This is a genomic window from Aporhodopirellula aestuarii (assembly GCF_023701485.1).
Classification (GTDB): domain Bacteria; phylum Planctomycetota; class Planctomycetia; order Pirellulales; family Pirellulaceae; genus Rhodopirellula; species Rhodopirellula aestuarii.
The window spans coordinates 45626-61611 of record NZ_JAMQBK010000031.1; the positions used below are offsets into that span (position 1 = coordinate 45626).

At 56.7% G+C, this 15986-nt stretch carries 15 protein-coding genes; 3 read left to right on the forward strand and 12 right to left on the reverse strand.

Annotated elements, in window-relative coordinates; translation table 11 throughout:
• Positions 1–145: 145 nt before the first annotated feature.
• The 11 genes from NB063_RS11885 to hpf form a co-directional block, all read right to left on the reverse strand.
• Positions 146–1609, reverse strand: a complete 1464-nt coding sequence (locus tag NB063_RS11885) for a sulfatase (protein WP_250928948.1) — start codon at positions 1607–1609, stop codon at positions 146–148.
• 111 nt (positions 1610–1720) lie between these two features.
• Positions 1721–2725 carry a DUF3500 domain-containing protein gene (locus tag NB063_RS11890; protein ID WP_250928949.1) on the reverse strand — a complete coding sequence of 335 codons (1005 nt, stop codon included), beginning with the start codon at positions 2723–2725 and terminating at the stop codon, positions 1721–1723.
• Positions 2726–3005: 280 nt separating this feature from the next.
• Positions 3006–3209 (reverse strand): hypothetical protein, encoded by a 204-nt coding sequence (locus tag NB063_RS11895; protein ID WP_250928950.1) that lies wholly within the window; start codon positions 3207–3209, stop codon positions 3006–3008.
• A gap of 549 nt (positions 3210–3758) precedes the next feature.
• Positions 3759–4592, reverse strand: coding sequence for a methyltransferase domain-containing protein (locus NB063_RS11900; RefSeq protein ID WP_250928951.1), 834 nt, complete (start codon positions 4590–4592; stop codon positions 3759–3761).
• 239 nt (positions 4593–4831) lie between these two features.
• On the reverse strand, positions 4832–5872 hold the full coding sequence (locus NB063_RS11905) for a linear amide C-N hydrolase (RefSeq protein WP_250928952.1): 1041 nt from the start codon (positions 5870–5872) through the stop codon (positions 4832–4834).
• Between the two features lie 43 nt (positions 5873–5915).
• Positions 5916–7520 carry an Rne/Rng family ribonuclease gene (locus NB063_RS11910; RefSeq protein ID WP_250928953.1) on the reverse strand — a complete coding sequence of 535 codons (1605 nt, stop codon included), beginning with the start codon at positions 7518–7520 and terminating at the stop codon, positions 5916–5918.
• A 79-nt stretch (positions 7521–7599) separates the two neighbouring features.
• Positions 7600–8322: a TIGR03936 family radical SAM-associated protein gene (locus tag NB063_RS11915; protein WP_250928954.1), complete on the reverse strand. Its 723-nt coding sequence runs from the start codon at positions 8320–8322 to the stop codon at positions 7600–7602.
• Positions 8319–10064: a phosphoenolpyruvate--protein phosphotransferase gene (ptsP, locus tag NB063_RS11920; RefSeq protein WP_250929143.1), complete on the reverse strand. Its 1746-nt coding sequence runs from the start codon at positions 10062–10064 to the stop codon at positions 8319–8321. The genes NB063_RS11915 and ptsP overlap by 4 nt, the downstream gene beginning before the upstream one ends.
• Positions 10065–10563: 499 nt before the next feature.
• Positions 10564–10875, reverse strand: coding sequence for an HPr family phosphocarrier protein (locus NB063_RS11925; protein WP_250928955.1), 312 nt, complete (start codon positions 10873–10875; stop codon positions 10564–10566).
• Positions 10876–11054: 179 nt separating this feature from the next.
• The gene (locus NB063_RS11930; RefSeq protein WP_250928956.1) at positions 11055–11534 is read right to left on the reverse strand and encodes a PTS sugar transporter subunit IIA; all 480 of its coding nucleotides are present in this window, start codon (positions 11532–11534) and stop codon (positions 11055–11057) included.
• Between the two features lie 64 nt (positions 11535–11598).
• Positions 11599–11943 (reverse strand): ribosome hibernation-promoting factor, HPF/YfiA family, encoded by a 345-nt coding sequence (gene hpf / locus NB063_RS11935; protein ID WP_250928957.1) that lies wholly within the window; start codon positions 11941–11943, stop codon positions 11599–11601.
• Between the two features lie 494 nt (positions 11944–12437).
• Between hpf and NB063_RS11940 the strand changes: the two genes are divergently transcribed.
• Genes NB063_RS11940 through mgtE form a run of 3 tightly spaced genes read left to right on the forward strand, consistent with a single transcriptional unit; the run spans position 12438 to position 15215 of the window.
• Positions 12438–12728, forward strand: coding sequence for a hypothetical protein (locus NB063_RS11940; RefSeq protein WP_009095086.1), 291 nt, complete (start codon positions 12438–12440; stop codon positions 12726–12728).
• Positions 12725–13825 carry an agmatine deiminase family protein gene (locus NB063_RS11945; protein ID WP_250928958.1) on the forward strand — a complete coding sequence of 367 codons (1101 nt, stop codon included), beginning with the start codon at positions 12725–12727 and terminating at the stop codon, positions 13823–13825. The genes NB063_RS11940 and NB063_RS11945 overlap by 4 nt, the downstream gene beginning before the upstream one ends.
• A gap of 40 nt (positions 13826–13865) precedes the next feature.
• A complete protein-coding gene (gene mgtE / locus NB063_RS11950; protein ID WP_250928959.1) occupies positions 13866–15215 on the forward strand; it encodes a magnesium transporter in 1350 nt (449 codons plus the stop codon).
• A gap of 73 nt (positions 15216–15288) precedes the next feature.
• Here the strand turns inward: mgtE and NB063_RS11955 are convergent, their stop codons facing one another.
• On the reverse strand, positions 15289–15870 hold the full coding sequence (locus NB063_RS11955) for an RDD family protein (protein WP_250928960.1): 582 nt from the start codon (positions 15868–15870) through the stop codon (positions 15289–15291).
• Between the last annotated feature and the right edge of the window lie 116 nt (positions 15871–15986).

Consider the following 15986-nt stretch of genomic DNA (forward strand, 5'->3'; position numbering starts at 1 on the left):
ACGCATAAACCCAGCGGAGTTGACTCCGCTGGGTTTTGTTTTGGATTCACCACACGTCACGGCTCGATTCGCCTGACCAGATGAGGGAATCAATCCCGCCTGAGTCTGCGGTGATTGCGAATCCAACGCCGTGCCAATTGAGGCACTACTGCGATTTCCGCTTTGGACGCTTTGCGACGTTGGACGCCAAGTCGGGATCGTAGTTCGGATTCGGATTCGGTAGTTGAGCGTCTACGGTGTCGAGCCACTGATGCAGTTTCGCTTGCAGTGATGCTGCTTTCTCAGGCTGCACTGCCGCCAAGTCAACTTGTTCACCGAGGTCTTCGGCGATGTTGTACAAGTGAATGGAACGATCTTCGTGAAATTCGATCAATCGATAGTCGCCCGATCGAATGGCGCTGTAGGGGCCGTCGCCGCCGGCATGATAGTGCGGGTAGTGCCAAAACAAGTCACGATCCACAGTGGTGGAAACATCACGTAGCAACGGCGTGATACTTCGCCCATCGATTATCTGGCCTGCGTCGACCTCCACTGCGGCCATCTCAAGAAAGGTCGGAAATAAGTCGGTCGTGATAATGGGTTCGTTACAGATGGAACCGGCGGCGGTAACGCCAGGCCACGATACGATGGCGGGAACACGCACGCCGCCTTCGTATGCCGAACCTTTTCCGCGACGCAAAGGGAAGTTGTCAGTAAACCCGTCGTGTTTGCCATTGCGTTGGGTCAGTCCGCCGTTATCGCTAAAGAAGACGACAACGGTTTTCTCGGCCAATGAATGATGATCCAAACGGTCGACGATACGGCCCACGCTTTGGTCCAGGCTGGCCACCATCGCGGCGTAGACCGGATTGCGGTGGACTGCGTTTTCGTCGACTTTACGCTGAAAATATTCGACCAAGTCCGCACGTCCCTGGATCGGTGTGTGGGGAACGTTGTAGGCAAAGTACAGAAAGAACGGACGCGATCTGGATTCGTCGATGAAGTCACAGGCTTTGTCGGTCAACACATCGGTTAGATACCGTGAGCCCGTTTTACTTTTTGACGAGTCTTCTAATAAATAACCTTTGGCCCCTTTTGGCCGTTCGAAGGATACGTCAAAGCCTTGATCGGTTGGTGATGTGCCCGCGGCGTCGGAACCACTGCCGCTGAGATGCCATTTGCCGATGTGCCCCGTTCGGTATCCGGCAGCGCGGAGTGATTCGGCGATGGTAATCTCATCGGGTGCGAGACGTTTGGTCCAATCGGGAATCATCAGTTTTGCATGCGGACGGTGTTGCCCGGCTATAAAGTCCGTGAGATGCAGGCGGGCGGGGTATTTGCCCGTCATGATCGATGCTCTGGTTGGAGAGCAAACGGTGCAGGCGGCGTAGGCGTTGGTGAATTTCACTCCTTTCGCGGCGAGTGCATCCAGATTGGGCGTCTCATAGAAATCGCTTCCAAAGGAACGGAGCCCGGTCCAGCCTAAGTCGTCGGCTAGCAGCAAAATGATATTGGGCGGTTCGGCGGCACAGCGATTGCCCCCAATCGACCCTCCACCACTGATGATCAGCGCACCGATCGCCGAAGCGATTCGCAAAGAGAGACGGAAACGCATAGTCGCTTCTGACATGATGGTCACCACTATCAAGCTAGGGGTCGATCAGGGGATTCCGATTCGACTCCCCCGCGGCCGTAATGGAAGCGTCCCGCAATGTGTGCAAGACTGCTTGTCGTTACGTTACTAAGCGTTGAGTTCGACGTCCGGGCTGTCGGCTACGTTTACCCAGACGTGCACGTGCGGAGCGCCTCGGTAGTGCCAGACAAACGCAGGCCCCTCTAGTCGCCAGTTATCCCAAACACCGTCATCGCCGATATCCTTGTCGCTATAAAACGCCAGATGACAGGCATCCAATCCGCCTTGTGTCTGCAAGCACGCCATCACTTCCGCTTGATCGGTGGAGCGATACATCTCGACGAGTGTCTTGAGTACCAGCTGCAAGTGTTCTTTCTGGTCCGATGACAATTCAGTAACCGGGAGCCCCGCAATCTCGCCGCTGCTGCCTTTAAATCCGACGGCTTGTTCGCGTGGTGTTTTCGGGAGCAAGGCTAGTTTTTGTTGTCGGCCATCGAGCATCTTGAATAGGTCATTTGCAGCGACGGCTTGATGCCAGAACACGTTCCCAGTGTGATTGGGTCCTTCGTTGAAGTCAGGTGCATGTCCATAGAACAGAGGACCACCGAACGCGACATGGTCCGCCGAGTTGCCGTCACAACGGAGAGTCATGTGACGGCCCGTCATGACCAATTCAAACTTGCCTTGACCGGGAGTTCCAAAAATCGCAATCGATTGCTCGTGTCCGAAACCGCCAGCGTCGTCTTCGAGTTGTTGGTAGTATCGCTCGTGCCAAGACGGATCAATGATCGACTCGAATACCTTTGTGATCAGATCTCGTTGTTCATCGTTGTAGAAATCGGACACGATTTCGTGATTGGTGATGTTCCAATTGTTTGCGACAAACGTTCTCAGGAGTCCACGTTTCTTGTCTCGGTGGTCCCAGTCAAAGCAAACTGCTTGCTTTTGTTTCTCACTCAGGGATTCGTAAAGCAAACCCGTATACGATTCGGCTGATTGAACCGGCGTCGCCGAAGCAAGAAGATTGGTGGACGCAAGCAGTGGTCCCGCGCTGAGAGCGGCCGATGCAGTTCCTAAAAACTGACGACGATTGAAACTGAACTGGTCACGCATTGTTTTGACTCCCTGGTCCCAAAGAACGATCCGAAACACGACTTCAGTGTATCACGTTTCAGAGCGCAATCCGAAGTTTGTTCGGTGAGACTCGAGTCAGGAAGCGGAGGCGGTACCCGGTTGCCGGCGCGTTTCAAAAGCTTAAAAGCCACGCGTCTATTCACGCAAGACAATCGGAAGAGTCAAAGAACGAACTCAGCATCGATACCTGTCCACACATGGACATACACACCCTGAGCGGTTTGTGTCTTTGAGTTGCGTCACCGAAACCTGCCGGCATTCACGCCGTGAACCGCTTGTTGTTCACTGAATGCATCGGGCGACTGATTTGGAGCAACATCGCGTGCAGATTTGTTTGTTGCCAGAATTCCTTTCTTGCAACCGGCGAACTCAACAACAACTGTTCCAGACTTTCCTTGGATTCCTGGGTAAGCCCGCCATCTAGATAGAGCCCGAGTAAGTGCTGAAGTTTTTCCATCTTCATCGAGATTCCTTTCTTTGTGTGCAGGGCTCCGCCCCGGGAAATCGGCCCGCGTTGGCAATTCGTCTCTCGGAAATGCCATCCAAAACACCGACGAAGTCGACCACCTTCCATAGATATCGTCTGTCGCCAACATCGACTAAACGCCGATTGAGCTCTTTTGTTTGGCTCGATCGGCAACCATCGTCGACCCCGTCGCGACCGTACGACACGCACAAACGGCGTAACCCGTCTTTGCGAAAAATCGTAGACGAACGTCGCCGATGTCTGATGTTTTGCGAATGAACATCGCATCGACGCCATCTCGGGGAGAGTTTGGGTCCAGCCATTCGAGGAGCTCCGGGGGTAGAGTGATCTCAGTGCAATGAAATGAGGGCATGCACGCAAATCTGAACTACCCCATCGAAGGGTTTCCGAATATTTACTGCCATGGTTGTTCTCGGCGACGACGTGCGCGGTTTATGGCGGGCATGTGAGGCTTGTCTGAGGCGAATTTTCGCAAATAGCGAGGATAAAAACCGGCCCCACTCCCCCCCTTCGGCATGTGGTGCGTTAGCGTCGTCGAAGCAGCAGGAGGTCAGCGGCGAGGGTCACAGACATTGCTTCGACCGTTTTCAACCGTTCCTGTTGCGAGTGCCGGACGCCTCGATACGTCATAGCGAGTGCATCCAGAATGGCGTCTGGTGCGAGTTCCACCTTGAGTTCCCAGTGGGTTTGCTCGGCGCACCGGAGCCCAGCGGCCTCCATTTCTTCGACGACCAATTCCCACCGCCGCCGTCGATGTCCGGACTGCTGCACCTTTTCTCGCAGCTCGATCAGATCCTCTTCCCCCGGCACAGCGATGATGCACACCCCATCTGGAGCGAGCACCCGTTGAATCTCGGCGACAGGTCGGCGGCCGAAGAGCGAGATCACTCGATCCACGCTCGCGTCCGTCGCCGGCAGTTCGCGGTCGGCGTTAGCGAGCACCCAGGTTGCCTCCGGCCAACGCCGGGCAGCTAGCTTCATGGCAGTTTTGGAGAGATCGATGCCGCAGTAGCCTTCAGCTTCGTTCGCGAACAAGGCAGGACCGAAGAAGCCTTCTCCGCAACCAAGGTCGAGCGTACGCGGCGGCGAGTCAGCACCGGACCGTGTTGGAATTGCGATCCAAGGCGATAGCGTCTGAACTAAACCGGCGGCGTGCCCGCGTGCGAGCCAGCGGTGCCTCGCCATCACGGCCTCGGTGCAATCGCCCGGCTGTTTTGACTTTCGATCCTGGGGCTGCGTCAGATTCCAGTAGCCCTGTTTGGCACGATCGAAGTGGTGTCGCGCCTCACAGGTGAGACCAGAGTCGGAGGGTACCAAGATATTTTGGCAATCTCGGACGGTGCAGCGTAATTCAAACATCGGAGCATTCTAAACGAAGCGAAACCAAGGGGAAGTCTTGGGCCGTGTTTATCACTCGGGTACATGCGGGTCCGCAACAGCGAATGCCCATCGAGCATCATTGCGGATGCCGGCGACGCGGTGCCAGACGACACAGACGAGAGACCATCGCACCGGTCAGGTTTCGGGGACGACGCGAGTAATCGCCTGATGCCGAGTTGCCAATTGCAAGTTGGGTCCAGGCCGGTGCATGCTCTGGTCTATTTGATCAAAGCGGGTTCGAGGGCTTCGCCGTAGTTGAGGACCATCTGCTTGATCGTCGATCGTACCAGGCCAGCCGGGAGGATCGCGTCGAACGCGTCGTCCACGATTCGGCTGTTCGCTTCTCGGGTGAACTGCTGCAAGTGTTGCTGCACGTCGCCTTCGTGGTCCGCGTTGATGTCGACGCAGAGCACCTCAGCGTTTTCCTCGAACTGAAGTTCCTTGAGATCGATCCGACGGAGTTTGGGAGCGACTCGTGTTCGAAACGAGATGCGAAGCCGCTCGGGTTCGTAGACCAGGTTCCACTGCGTGTGGGACTGGGCGACTCGGTGTAATGCCGCAATCGCGTCATTGACGGGCGCGTCGGAGTCTTTCGTCTGAGACAACAACTTGGCCTGCATGAACCTTCGTTCGCTGCCGTTGGTTGGCCGCTCTCGTTCGCAGGCTTGCCATGATCGTTCCCAGGTAGAATTGGCAAGAATGCACGCCGTGACCGGATCGTGTTGGACGATCGGTTTGCCATCGAGATATTCGATGATCGCGACGTCACCACTCGCGTCGGTCACGAAGTAGTGCACCTTTTCGAGCATCGCGATGAAAGGTGTCGGCGTGATTACATCGAGGCTCTCAATCACATCCGCAACGCTGGCGGACATATCGAGCTGGTACTGAACCCACTGCACCACATTGACCGACGCGGTGTCATCGCCGGCATTAGGAAAGGCAGCGTCGCCGAGTTGAAGCAGGTCGACGGTGAGGCCTTTTTCGTTCATGCCCGCGAAGGGGATTTCGCGACCGAACTGGGCGAACGAGACGCTACCATACCGCGAGACCCACTTTGCCGGGTTGACCGGGGTGATGGCGGTTTTTTCGATCCCGCGTGGGTTGACGATCAAGAGTCCTCCGCCAGTTCCCCAGTCATGATTGCGGGCGACAATCAGTTGATCGGCGAGTTTCATCCGCATGACGGTGCACGCCGCAGCCGGGTGAGCGACTGCGGCGACCGCGAGAATCAATCCGATGCAAAGGAATCTTCTCATCGACGGAATGCCCCAGGGAAGGTGACTCAGGAGGTTGGATAACTCAGGAGTCGATTTCGACTCGTTCGCCGTGACTGTCCCGGCAATCGACTTCGAGGTGTTCGGGGAACAACCCTTCGCTGCCGAGGATCTGCACGGTCATGTTACCGACGTCTTCCATTTCAGTTACGGCACGGCGTTTCTTGTTGTTCAGGAACGCGGCGACGGCGTCGTTGACGCGGACGGTGACTCGCACAATGTGCTTGTTCTTGACCGCCAGAGCGAGCATGCGAACAACTTCGATCGACATGCTCTCGGGGGTTTTGACGAGACCCCGGCCTTTGCAGCACGGGCAATCTTGATAGATGCTGCGTTTGAGGCTGGGGCGAATCCGTTGACGCGTCATTTCGATCAAGCCGAACGGACTCGTCCGCAGAATTTTGGTACGGGCACGATCCTTAGCCATGGCGTCCCGCAGCACTCGCTCGACTTTGCGACGATAACTTTCTTTACGCATGTCGATGAAGTCGTTGACGATCACGCCGCCGAGGTCGCGCAGACGAAGCTGCCGCGCGATTTCTTTGGCGGCTGAGACGTTCAATCGGAACGCGTTTTCATCGGCCGAAGCGTTGCCCCGGAAGTTTCCGCTGTTGACGTCAATCGCAACCAAAGCCTCGGTGGGGTCGATCACGATCGATCCACCGTCTTTGAGTTGGACTTGGCGTTGATTGATTTTCACAATCTCTTCTTCGAGATTGTATTTATGGAACAGCGGGACGGCACCGTCGTAGAACTTCAAGCGATCGACGACGCGTGGCATGACGCTTTTGAGGAAGTCGCGTGCCTTGTTATACGACTCTTCTTCGTCAATCAGGATGTGATCGATGTCATCGCTATAGATATCGCGAATCGTCCGGATAATCAGATCGCTCTCTTCGTAGATTTCGCCCGGTTCGGTTGTTGTTTCGATACGCCGCGCGATCGCTTTCCAGAGACGCAGGAGGTAGTCCATGTCGCGGTGCAGTTCATCTTCGCTGCGACCGGCACCGGCGGTGCGGACGATGAACCCAAGTCCCTTGGGCGGGTTACAGGCGTGAAGTGCTTTCTTGAGACGCTTGCGATCGTCTTCATCTTCGATCTTACGGCTGACTCCGACGCGGGAGAGCGCTGGCATCAAAACAAGGTATCGGCCGGGGATCGAGATGTATGTGGAGAGAGTGGGGCCTTTGGTGCCAATGCCTTCTTTGATGACTTGGACGAGTACTTCGTCGCCGCGTTTGAAGATCTCTTGAATGGGTGGCTTGATCCGTGGTCGTCCGCCTTTGAAGACTCGTGAGCTACCGCGTCCGCTTTCACGGTTACGCGCGGCCGAAGCGGCGGCCATCTCGTCGGACTCCCGCATGATTTCTTCAGGGTCGTAACCACCTTGGCGAAAGTATTGTGGTTCGACGTCACTGATGTGGAGGAACCCGTTTCGTCCGACGCCGAAGTCTACGAACGCCGCTTGGATACTCGGTTCCAAGTTGACGATTTTTCCTCGGTAGATATTGCCTGCGAACGCTTCGACGCTTTTTCGCTCCACGTAAAGTTCTTCAAGCACATTGTCTTCGACCACCGCGATGCGGCTTTCTTCAGGCTGAAGCACATTGATGAGCATTTCACGTTTCATAAATAAATTCCCCTCATTAGGGTGTTGAGATCAGCTGGATGCCGCCATCCCTCCAAGGGTGGCCGCATGGACGCCGACGTTACGAGTGTTTCAATTCGCCCTTCAGATCCATACCGGTACGAACGAGCGTCGCACCTCTTTCGGGCCAGTCACTCAAACCGAGCAGATCCAGAATGTCTTGAATTTTCAAAGACGCTCCGTCTCCAGTCACGATCCGAACGACGAGTTTGTCTGTTTGCAGATCGAGTAAGGGCAGTTGCGTGGCCACGTGGGCGGTCACCGTTTTCCCTTTCCGCTCGATCGATACGGTTTCTTCTTGCTTGATTCGATTGATGGCTTGTTCAACACGGGCCGATTCTTCGTCGTCGAAATCGTCCGGCAGTGTGACGGCATAATTCATCGCCGCGAGTTGCGACTTGCCGTCGGCGAGGTCGACGCGGGAGACCGAGTTGATGGTAAGCCCGGGCTGGTCATCGAGCTGTAATCTCTCCAGCAGTTTTTCAGCCGGCCAGTCTTCACGGAGTTCGAGGTCGAGTACTTCGTCGAGACTTTCCACGCCAAGAGACAACGCCGACGGAAATTGCATCCGCGGTTTCGGATTGAACCCTTCCGTCATGGAAAATGGCAGCTCGGCGCGGCGTCCGATACGTTCCCAAAGATTGGCCAGGTCCCGATGGCTGATCCAACGAAGCAGCCCGGTTTTGGCGAATCGAACGCGGTAGCGATAGCGAGGTGTGCCGACCGGTTGAAGGTTTGGCGACGGGTTGCTGTTGGAGCGAGGATGGCGTCGGGAGCGACTCATTGCATCACCAATTCGGGAGCCAAGTCGGCGAGACGGTCAAGAAGATACAAATCCACGTCACGTGCCGATTCGAGTTTGCGCACTCGTTCGGCGATCGCTTCACACTGCTCGATGGACACGTTGCGGATCGCCTTTTTGACCCGCGGTAACGCCGACGGTGGCACGCTCAAGTTGCGAACCCCCATACCAAGCAGCAACAACGCGCGGGCGGGATTGCTACTCATTTCACCGCACACGCTGATCGGCGTTTGTGTTTGGTCGGCCACATCAATACTGGCTTGGATCAACCGCAGCACCGCCGGATCGCTTGACTGGTACAAGTCGGCAACGGATTCGTTGGATCGATCAACCGCAAGGGTGTACTGCGCCAGATCGTTGGTGCCGATGCTAAAAAAGTCAACTTCGCAAGCGAAGTGATCGAGCATGATCACCGCGGCAGGCACTTCTACCATCATGCCGACGGGCAAGTCACTGCGGAAAGGAATGCCAGCTTCTTTCAAATCTTCGGCGACGACGTTGAGCAGCATGCGGGCTTGGCGGAGCTCCGCGATCGTCGTGATCAAAGGAAACATGACGCGAACGTCGCCGAGCGCGGCGGCTCGCAGGACGGCGCGGAGCTGCGGGCGGAAGAGATCGAGATTGCGAAGCGACAGGCGGATGCTGCGTAGCCCCAGGAAAGGGTTGTTTTCCTCCTGGCTGCGTTTGCCGTGCCCCATTTTATCGGCACCGAGATCGAGTGTTCGGATGACGACAGGGCGCCCATTCATCTGCTCGATGACTTCGGCGTAGGCTTGGTAATGGTCCTCTTCGCTGGGTTCCTCATCCGAGGAAAGGTACAGGAATTCGGTGCGGTAGAGGCCGATGCCGTCAGCCCCGCGTTGCAGGCAGGCGGCGGTTTCGTGCGGGAACTCGATGTTTGCGTTGAGCGAGATTCGGGTTCCGTCGGTGGTGGTCGCCGGCAGCTGGCTCTGCTGTGCCAGTCGCTGCGCCAGAGAACGGCGGTACTCAGCCCGTTGGCGATAGTGTTCGAGAACTTCTTCGGTCGGGTCGATAATCAATCGGCCGCGATCTCCGTCGACGATGACGCAGTCGGCGCCCGCGATAACGGGGAGAAACTCCCCGATTCCGACCACGGCAGGGATTTCGAGTCCCTTGGCAACGATCGCGGTGTGACCGCCAGGGCCGCCGATTTCGGTGCAGAAGCCTTTGACGAATTCCCGGTTGAGCCCCGCGGTCTCGCTCGGAGTTAGCATGCGGGAAAGAACGATGACCGGTTCATTCAGGTCCTGCAGCGGTTGCCGGGTAACGGCACCGAGCTGCGTAAGCAATTGCCGCTCGATATCGAGTACGTCTTGGGCACGATCGGCCAAGAAGGGGTTCTCGAGTTTCTGCAGCGCCGAGGCGTAATTGTGTAGCACGCCGCTGACGGCGAACGCGGCAGATTGCCGTTCTTCGCCGATACGTTTTTCCAGTTCGCTGTGAAGCCGCGGGTCGTGCAGCATCTGCAGCTGAGCTGCGAAAATATCGCCGGTCTGTCGACCGGCCGTTGCGGTGGTTTCGAGCCGGCTCTGCTCGAGCTGTTCCGAGACGACATCAACGGCCTCGCGCAGACGCGCGAATTCATCGTCAACGTCCGCCGCGGGGACGATGCACCGCGGGATTCGATAGCCATCAGCGTCGAGCACCAAGGCGGACGCAATGGCAACGCCCGGTGAAACGGGAATGCCTTGTAGTTCCAGCATCGCGATCGATGCTTTTTGAATCCAATTCGTGTCGGTCTGTTGGGTCGCCTTGATCAGGCGGGTCAACAGGCGGTCAGGTGCAGTATCCGCTTGGGAAACCCGTATTCGCTCCGTTCAACGGTGCCCAGTCGGCGATGACGCCAATCGGGGCTGCCAATTGCATGTTGAAAACGACGATGTGATTCACCGGTCGATCTTCCCAAATCAACATTCCCGTGGTGTGGCGATGGGGCCGACGGGTGTGCAGCAGAGGGGAGGAGACGACTCGTTATCAACACGGCCGTCGGTGTGACGGAGCGGAAGCGTGGGTTTATGTGTGGGTAGAGGTCCTGTTGAAATTGGAAGCAAAAAGCATCCTGTGATCTCTTGTAAAAAGTAGGTTGTCAGGGAGCGTTCCGGGGAACGCAGTTGCGTCGTCCTGGAGCATTCGGGACGGTTATCATGTCGACGAGTGGACCAGGTGGATGTGTCAAAACGGGGTGAGCCAAACCGTTCGTGGTTACTGAGACGGCTGACCCAATTCGTGGAACCCGAGTTCGAACAGTTCACCGATTGCCGCGAGGGCTGCTTCGGCGTCGTGCCCTTGGGCAGTCAATTGCAGTTCGGTCCCCTCGGTTGCGCCCAGCGTCAGCAAAGACAAAATGCTGCGGCAATCAACTTTCTCAGAACCTTTTTGGATCATAATGGTCGAATCAAACCCCTCCGCACATCGAACAACCAGGTCGGCTGGGCGGGCATGCAACCCCTGCGGGTTGATGATAACCACAGTTTTTTGAAGCTGCGTTGGCTCGTCGGGCGGGTTCTGGTTCATATGTTCACCAGGTGGCCGGGTGATGGCGGGATTTTGACCGATATGGCGCCGAAGGGGAATCCCTTTGGCGTCGTGGATCGCTGATTTTTCGGGATAGACATCGTCGGAGCGGAGCCCAGGAATAGGGTCAATAGTTGGCCGGAGTCGCTGGGGGTCGGCTGTGCGGCGTTGTCTTCGGTTTAGCCAGCAGCGAATTGGTTATCGTCGGCTTCCTGCAGCAATTGCTGGATATCGTCTGGCGTCTTGCTCTGCTTGAGGAATCGGCAGAACGACTCGTCGCGAAGTTGTCGCGAGATGTTTTCCAGGGCCCGGAGGTGATCGCCGGGGCGTTCGGGGGGGCTGATAAGGAGGAAGAACAACTGGACGCGTTCTCCGTCGAGGGAATCAAAGTCGACACCGACTTCACTGACACCGACGGTTCCGACGAGTTCGGGGACGCTGGGGTGCTTGGTGTGGGGGACGGCGACGCCACGGCCGATGCCGGTGCTGCCGAGTTCTTCCCGTTTCATGATTGCGGCAATGATGTCGTCGCGTTGGTCAGCGGCGATTTCACCGGCGTCCAGCAGCGATTGGACGAGCTCGTCGATCACAGCCTCTTTGGTGGTGGACTGCAGGTTGGCGCGGATTGCGTCTTTCTTGACAAAGTCAGAGAACTTCATAGCAAAGAGTTATGTCTTGGGTTGGGATGGAATGTATGTGGATGTCGGGGCGAAGGGAGTTGTTTTACTCGTCGTCGCCGACATCTGCTGTTTCAACGTGTTTATGGTCTGCCGTTCGGTTGCCCGTTTTACGTGCTTTGAGCTTGCGTAATTGCTGCTCTACCTTGGGAATCGCGTTGTCTAACGCCGCGAGTACGTTGCTCGCTTCGGCTCGAGCGATGGAATCTTCAGCGTGCTCGGCGGAAACCTTGATTTCGACGACTGGTTTGTCCAACTGTTTCAAGTCGATGGTGACCTCGATCGCGTTGATCCGGTCATACAATCGCCGAAGCCTGATCGCCTTTTCCTCAATCAGTTCCTGATCCCCAGGCTGAAGAGTGCCGTGGCGGGCTGAAACATTCACCTGCATGTTCAAACTCGTTTGATTAGAGAATCCGCTCGTCAATATTCCCGCACGCATGGTCGAAGCCGGCTCACGGTCGGTGGTCTCTAGCGGTCAGAGAACATCGATGTTCATCTGAAATTGATCACGGATCAATAGTGTGATGACCGCGGGAGGGTAAACTACAGCCTAGCCGAATCCAGGCGTCTCGAATAGCGATACTAGGGGTCATTTTTGCTCACGAGGGGAAATTCTGTCGCAGGTGGATGGTGAGATTGCGAGAAATGGGGCAGTCTTGGCAATATTTCTCAGAACTTTTCTCCGCCGCGTCCCCATGACAAAACGGACTGCAGCGGATAACCTTCGTGATCTATTTCATCCTGGCTCCGTGATCGTTTGATTTCCCCCTCACTCCGCCGCTTCGCCTGTCGGGCAGTGGCTGACTCGTAAGGGGCGAATCCGATCCCGCTTCGGGTGGATTTTCCATGAACCCCATCCACTAACCCCCACAGCTGAGATTTATGGCTCGGAAGGTCGTCAATCGGCAGGCAAAAGCAGCCGAAGCAGATGCTGCTGAAAAGCTGGCAGCCGAGGTCAAACGCAAGAAAGCCTCCAAACGCAAAACCAAAAAGGCTGCCGCTGATGTGCGGCTGCGCCTCTATTGGGGCGTTTTCAGCCAAAATCTGAAGCGGGTCGCCGTTTTTGATTTTGACAAGCAATCCGAGGCCGTTAAGCGAGCCGAAGAATTGAGCAAAGGAGGCAAGTCGCCTCACTTTGTCCAAAAAGTCAAAGAAGAGATCAAGCCGGAGTGAGTCCGGGCGAACCCCATTCTTCTGCGGGAGAAGGCGCGCCTTCCCGGCCACTGCGACGGTTCCCCGCGCAGTGGGAACCCTGCGACGCCGTCTGGCTGGCTTGGCCGCACAACCTCGAAACGTGGCCTGGCCATTTCGAAGGAGTCCCCGAAGCTTTCGCGGTCTTTGCCCACGCGATCGCGGAGTCAACGCCCGTCAAAATTCTCGCGAGTGGGGACCTCGCCGGCCAGTGCCGCGAAATCCTGCGATTGACCGCGGCGGGCCGAAAACCACAGCAATTGCCGCGAGAAATCGAAATCGTGGACATCCCCACGAACGATTGCTGGATCCGTGACTACGGGCCGACGTTCGTCCACGAAGGCGACTCGCTATTGGCAGTGAAATGGCACTTCAATGCCTGGGGTGGGAAATACTTTCCTCACGACCTCGATGCTGCCGCGGGAGCACAGATCGCCCGCGCCGCAGGGCTGAGGCTCTTGCGGGCAGACCTCACGCTGGAAGGCGGTGCCCTCGAAACCGATGGTGCGGGCCGATTGCTTCTGCACGCCGCGTGTGTACTCGACCCCGCCCGGAACCCTGGCTTGACGGCCCAGCAGTGCGCCGAGCGTATGCACCAATATCTCGGTGTGGAAGAAATTCTCTGGATCGATGGTGGACTGATCCCCGGCGATGATACCGATGGGCACATCGATCAGATTGCCCGGTTTGTCGATCGTGAAAATGTCGTTGTCGCGGTTGCCGAAAATAATGAAGTGCCGTTTGCCGAGGCGCTCGAAGCCAATTTTCGTCAGGTCAAGTTATGGGGCACCGAAACGAACCCGGGCGTGACGGCGCATCGCCTGCCGGTCCCGCCGCCGCGAACGATCGACGGGCATAGCGTTCCGCAGAGCTATTGCAATTTCCTTCGGCTCGGGCCAGATCGGATTCTCGTTCCCACGTTTGCGGTGCCGGATAGCGATGACCGGGCACTCGGCATTTTGCGCGATCTCTGCCCCGGGGTAGATATCCAGGGGATTCCATGCGAGAAGATTGCCTGGGGACTGGGTGCGTTGCACTGCGCGAGCTGTCATCAACCCGCCGTGCCCCGCATCGGCTAGAGACGCCCTATCGCATTCATTCCATCTCTGGAACTTTGACTTGGTCAACACACTTTTCCTGCCTGAAATTCGCGAGATGCTCGCTTTTGAGCAGGAGGGCGAACTGCGGGAATTTTGTGTCGCTTTGAATCCGGGGCGGACAGCCGAGTTCATGGAGGGACTCGACGACCATGAGGTCTGGAGGGTGCTGCAATACGCGGAGGCCGACCGGCGAGCGGAGATTTTCAGTTACTTCGACGAAAGCCGTCAACTCGCGATGCTTGCCAACGAGCCCGCGGCCGAAACGGCAATCCTGATTGAAGAGATCCCCGAGGATGATCGAGTCGACTTGATTCAAGGTCTGCCGTCCGAAGCGGTTGATGGGATCTTGAAATTGCTGCCGGCGAGCGAACGCCGGAACATCGAGCGTTTGCGTTCATTCGCCGAAGGCACCGCGGGCGCCCTGATGACGACCGAGGTGGCCAAGTTAGCCGAACGGCTGACGGTCGCTGAAGCTTTCGATGAGCTTGCCAAACAGGCAAGCGACCTGGAAACGATCTATTATCTGTACGTCGTTGACGATAACAATCTGTTGCGCGGAATCGTTTCCACACGGCAATTGGTGTCATCGTTAAAAAACAAATCGATCACGCTCGGCCAGATGATGGAAACCGATGTCGTTGTTGCCCTCGCCGGCGAGGACCAGGAATCGGTTGCTGAGAAAGTCGAGCGGTTCAACCTGCTGGCGATCCCCGTGATCGACTCGGGCCGCCAGATGCTCGGCATTATCACGCACGATGACGTGATCGACGTCGTCCGTGAAGAATTGACCGAAGACGCGCAGCGGATCGCCGCGGTCGCGCCCTTGGAAGGTGATTTTCTGCAGATCGGATTGATGAGCCTTTCTTACAAGCGAGGGCTGTGGTTAACGATCCTATTTTTTGCCGCGTTGCTGACCGCGTTTGCGCTGCGTCACTACGAAGCGGAATTAGCGGTGCATGGTTGGTTGGTTTGGTTTATCCCGCTGATCATCAGTTCGGGCGGTAACTCAGGCAGCCAATCAGCGACACTGGTCATCACAGCGATGACCGGCGGCGAAGTGAAGCTCACTGATCTCCCCAAGGTGCTTTCACGCGAAGTTTGCGTGTCGTTATTGTTGGGTGGGTTTTTGTCGCTGATCGGTTTTATGGTCGCGATCTTTGTCGCGCCAACAGCGCTGGCAGCCACGGTGATTCCGATCACGTTGGTGTCGGTCATCGTTTGCGGGTGCCTTTGCGGGGTGACGCTGCCAATCACCTTTAAGCGACTGGGGCTGGACCCGGCATTGATGAGCAATCCGTTCGTGGCGGGGATCGTCGATATTCTTGGGATTGTGATTTACATCAACGTCGCCCGGATGGTGCTGGGCTAGAAACGTCCCACGGCGTCCTGGCAACCACAGTCTGCACCGGAAAGCGGTCTATTTCGCTTAGCGGTCGGTTCGACTAGGACTCGATCGAGCCTTCCTCAGTTTGATTGCGAGTCATGTCGGGATGCACCGGGCGTGGGTAGGCCAGCGTTAAACCGGCGCCGCAGTAGCGAGTCAGATGCAGAGGCGCAGTCCCGATGGGGCGGGCGTCTTGCCGAATGACGTAGGTGCCGGCCAAGCAATCGCGGATGGTTTGGTGGTCGCGATCAGCGGCGATCCAGACGAGATCCACCAGGAAATTCACGGGACCGAATGCCCATAACAGCATGCGAAACGTCATCTTCAGCAACGACGGACGATCGCCCTTGATGGACGTGATGCGAACGTCCGCCAAGCGATAGCCGATCGTGCGAAGTCGAGAGCGTTTCACGACCGTGAGATACAGCCAACTGATCCCGACTGCGATCAAGATTGCGTATGTCGTCAGGTCCTCGTCCACCCAGAACGTTTCGACCATCGTTTGCGCGACCAACAAGCCGGACGCGAAGAAAAGCAAAACGGTGGAGTCGATCATCATGACGACAACCCGGCGGGTAAATCCCGCGTAATCCTCAGATCGAAAAAAGACGCCGTCGCCTAGCGAGTGATCGACAGCCATGGTTAATGAAGCATCGGTGGGGTGAGTTGATATGCCAAGGGCGATTTCATCGTAGCAAGGACGGCTTTGGTGGAGTATCGTTTCCGCCTCCAGGTTCTCGCGTTTTACGCAAGCGA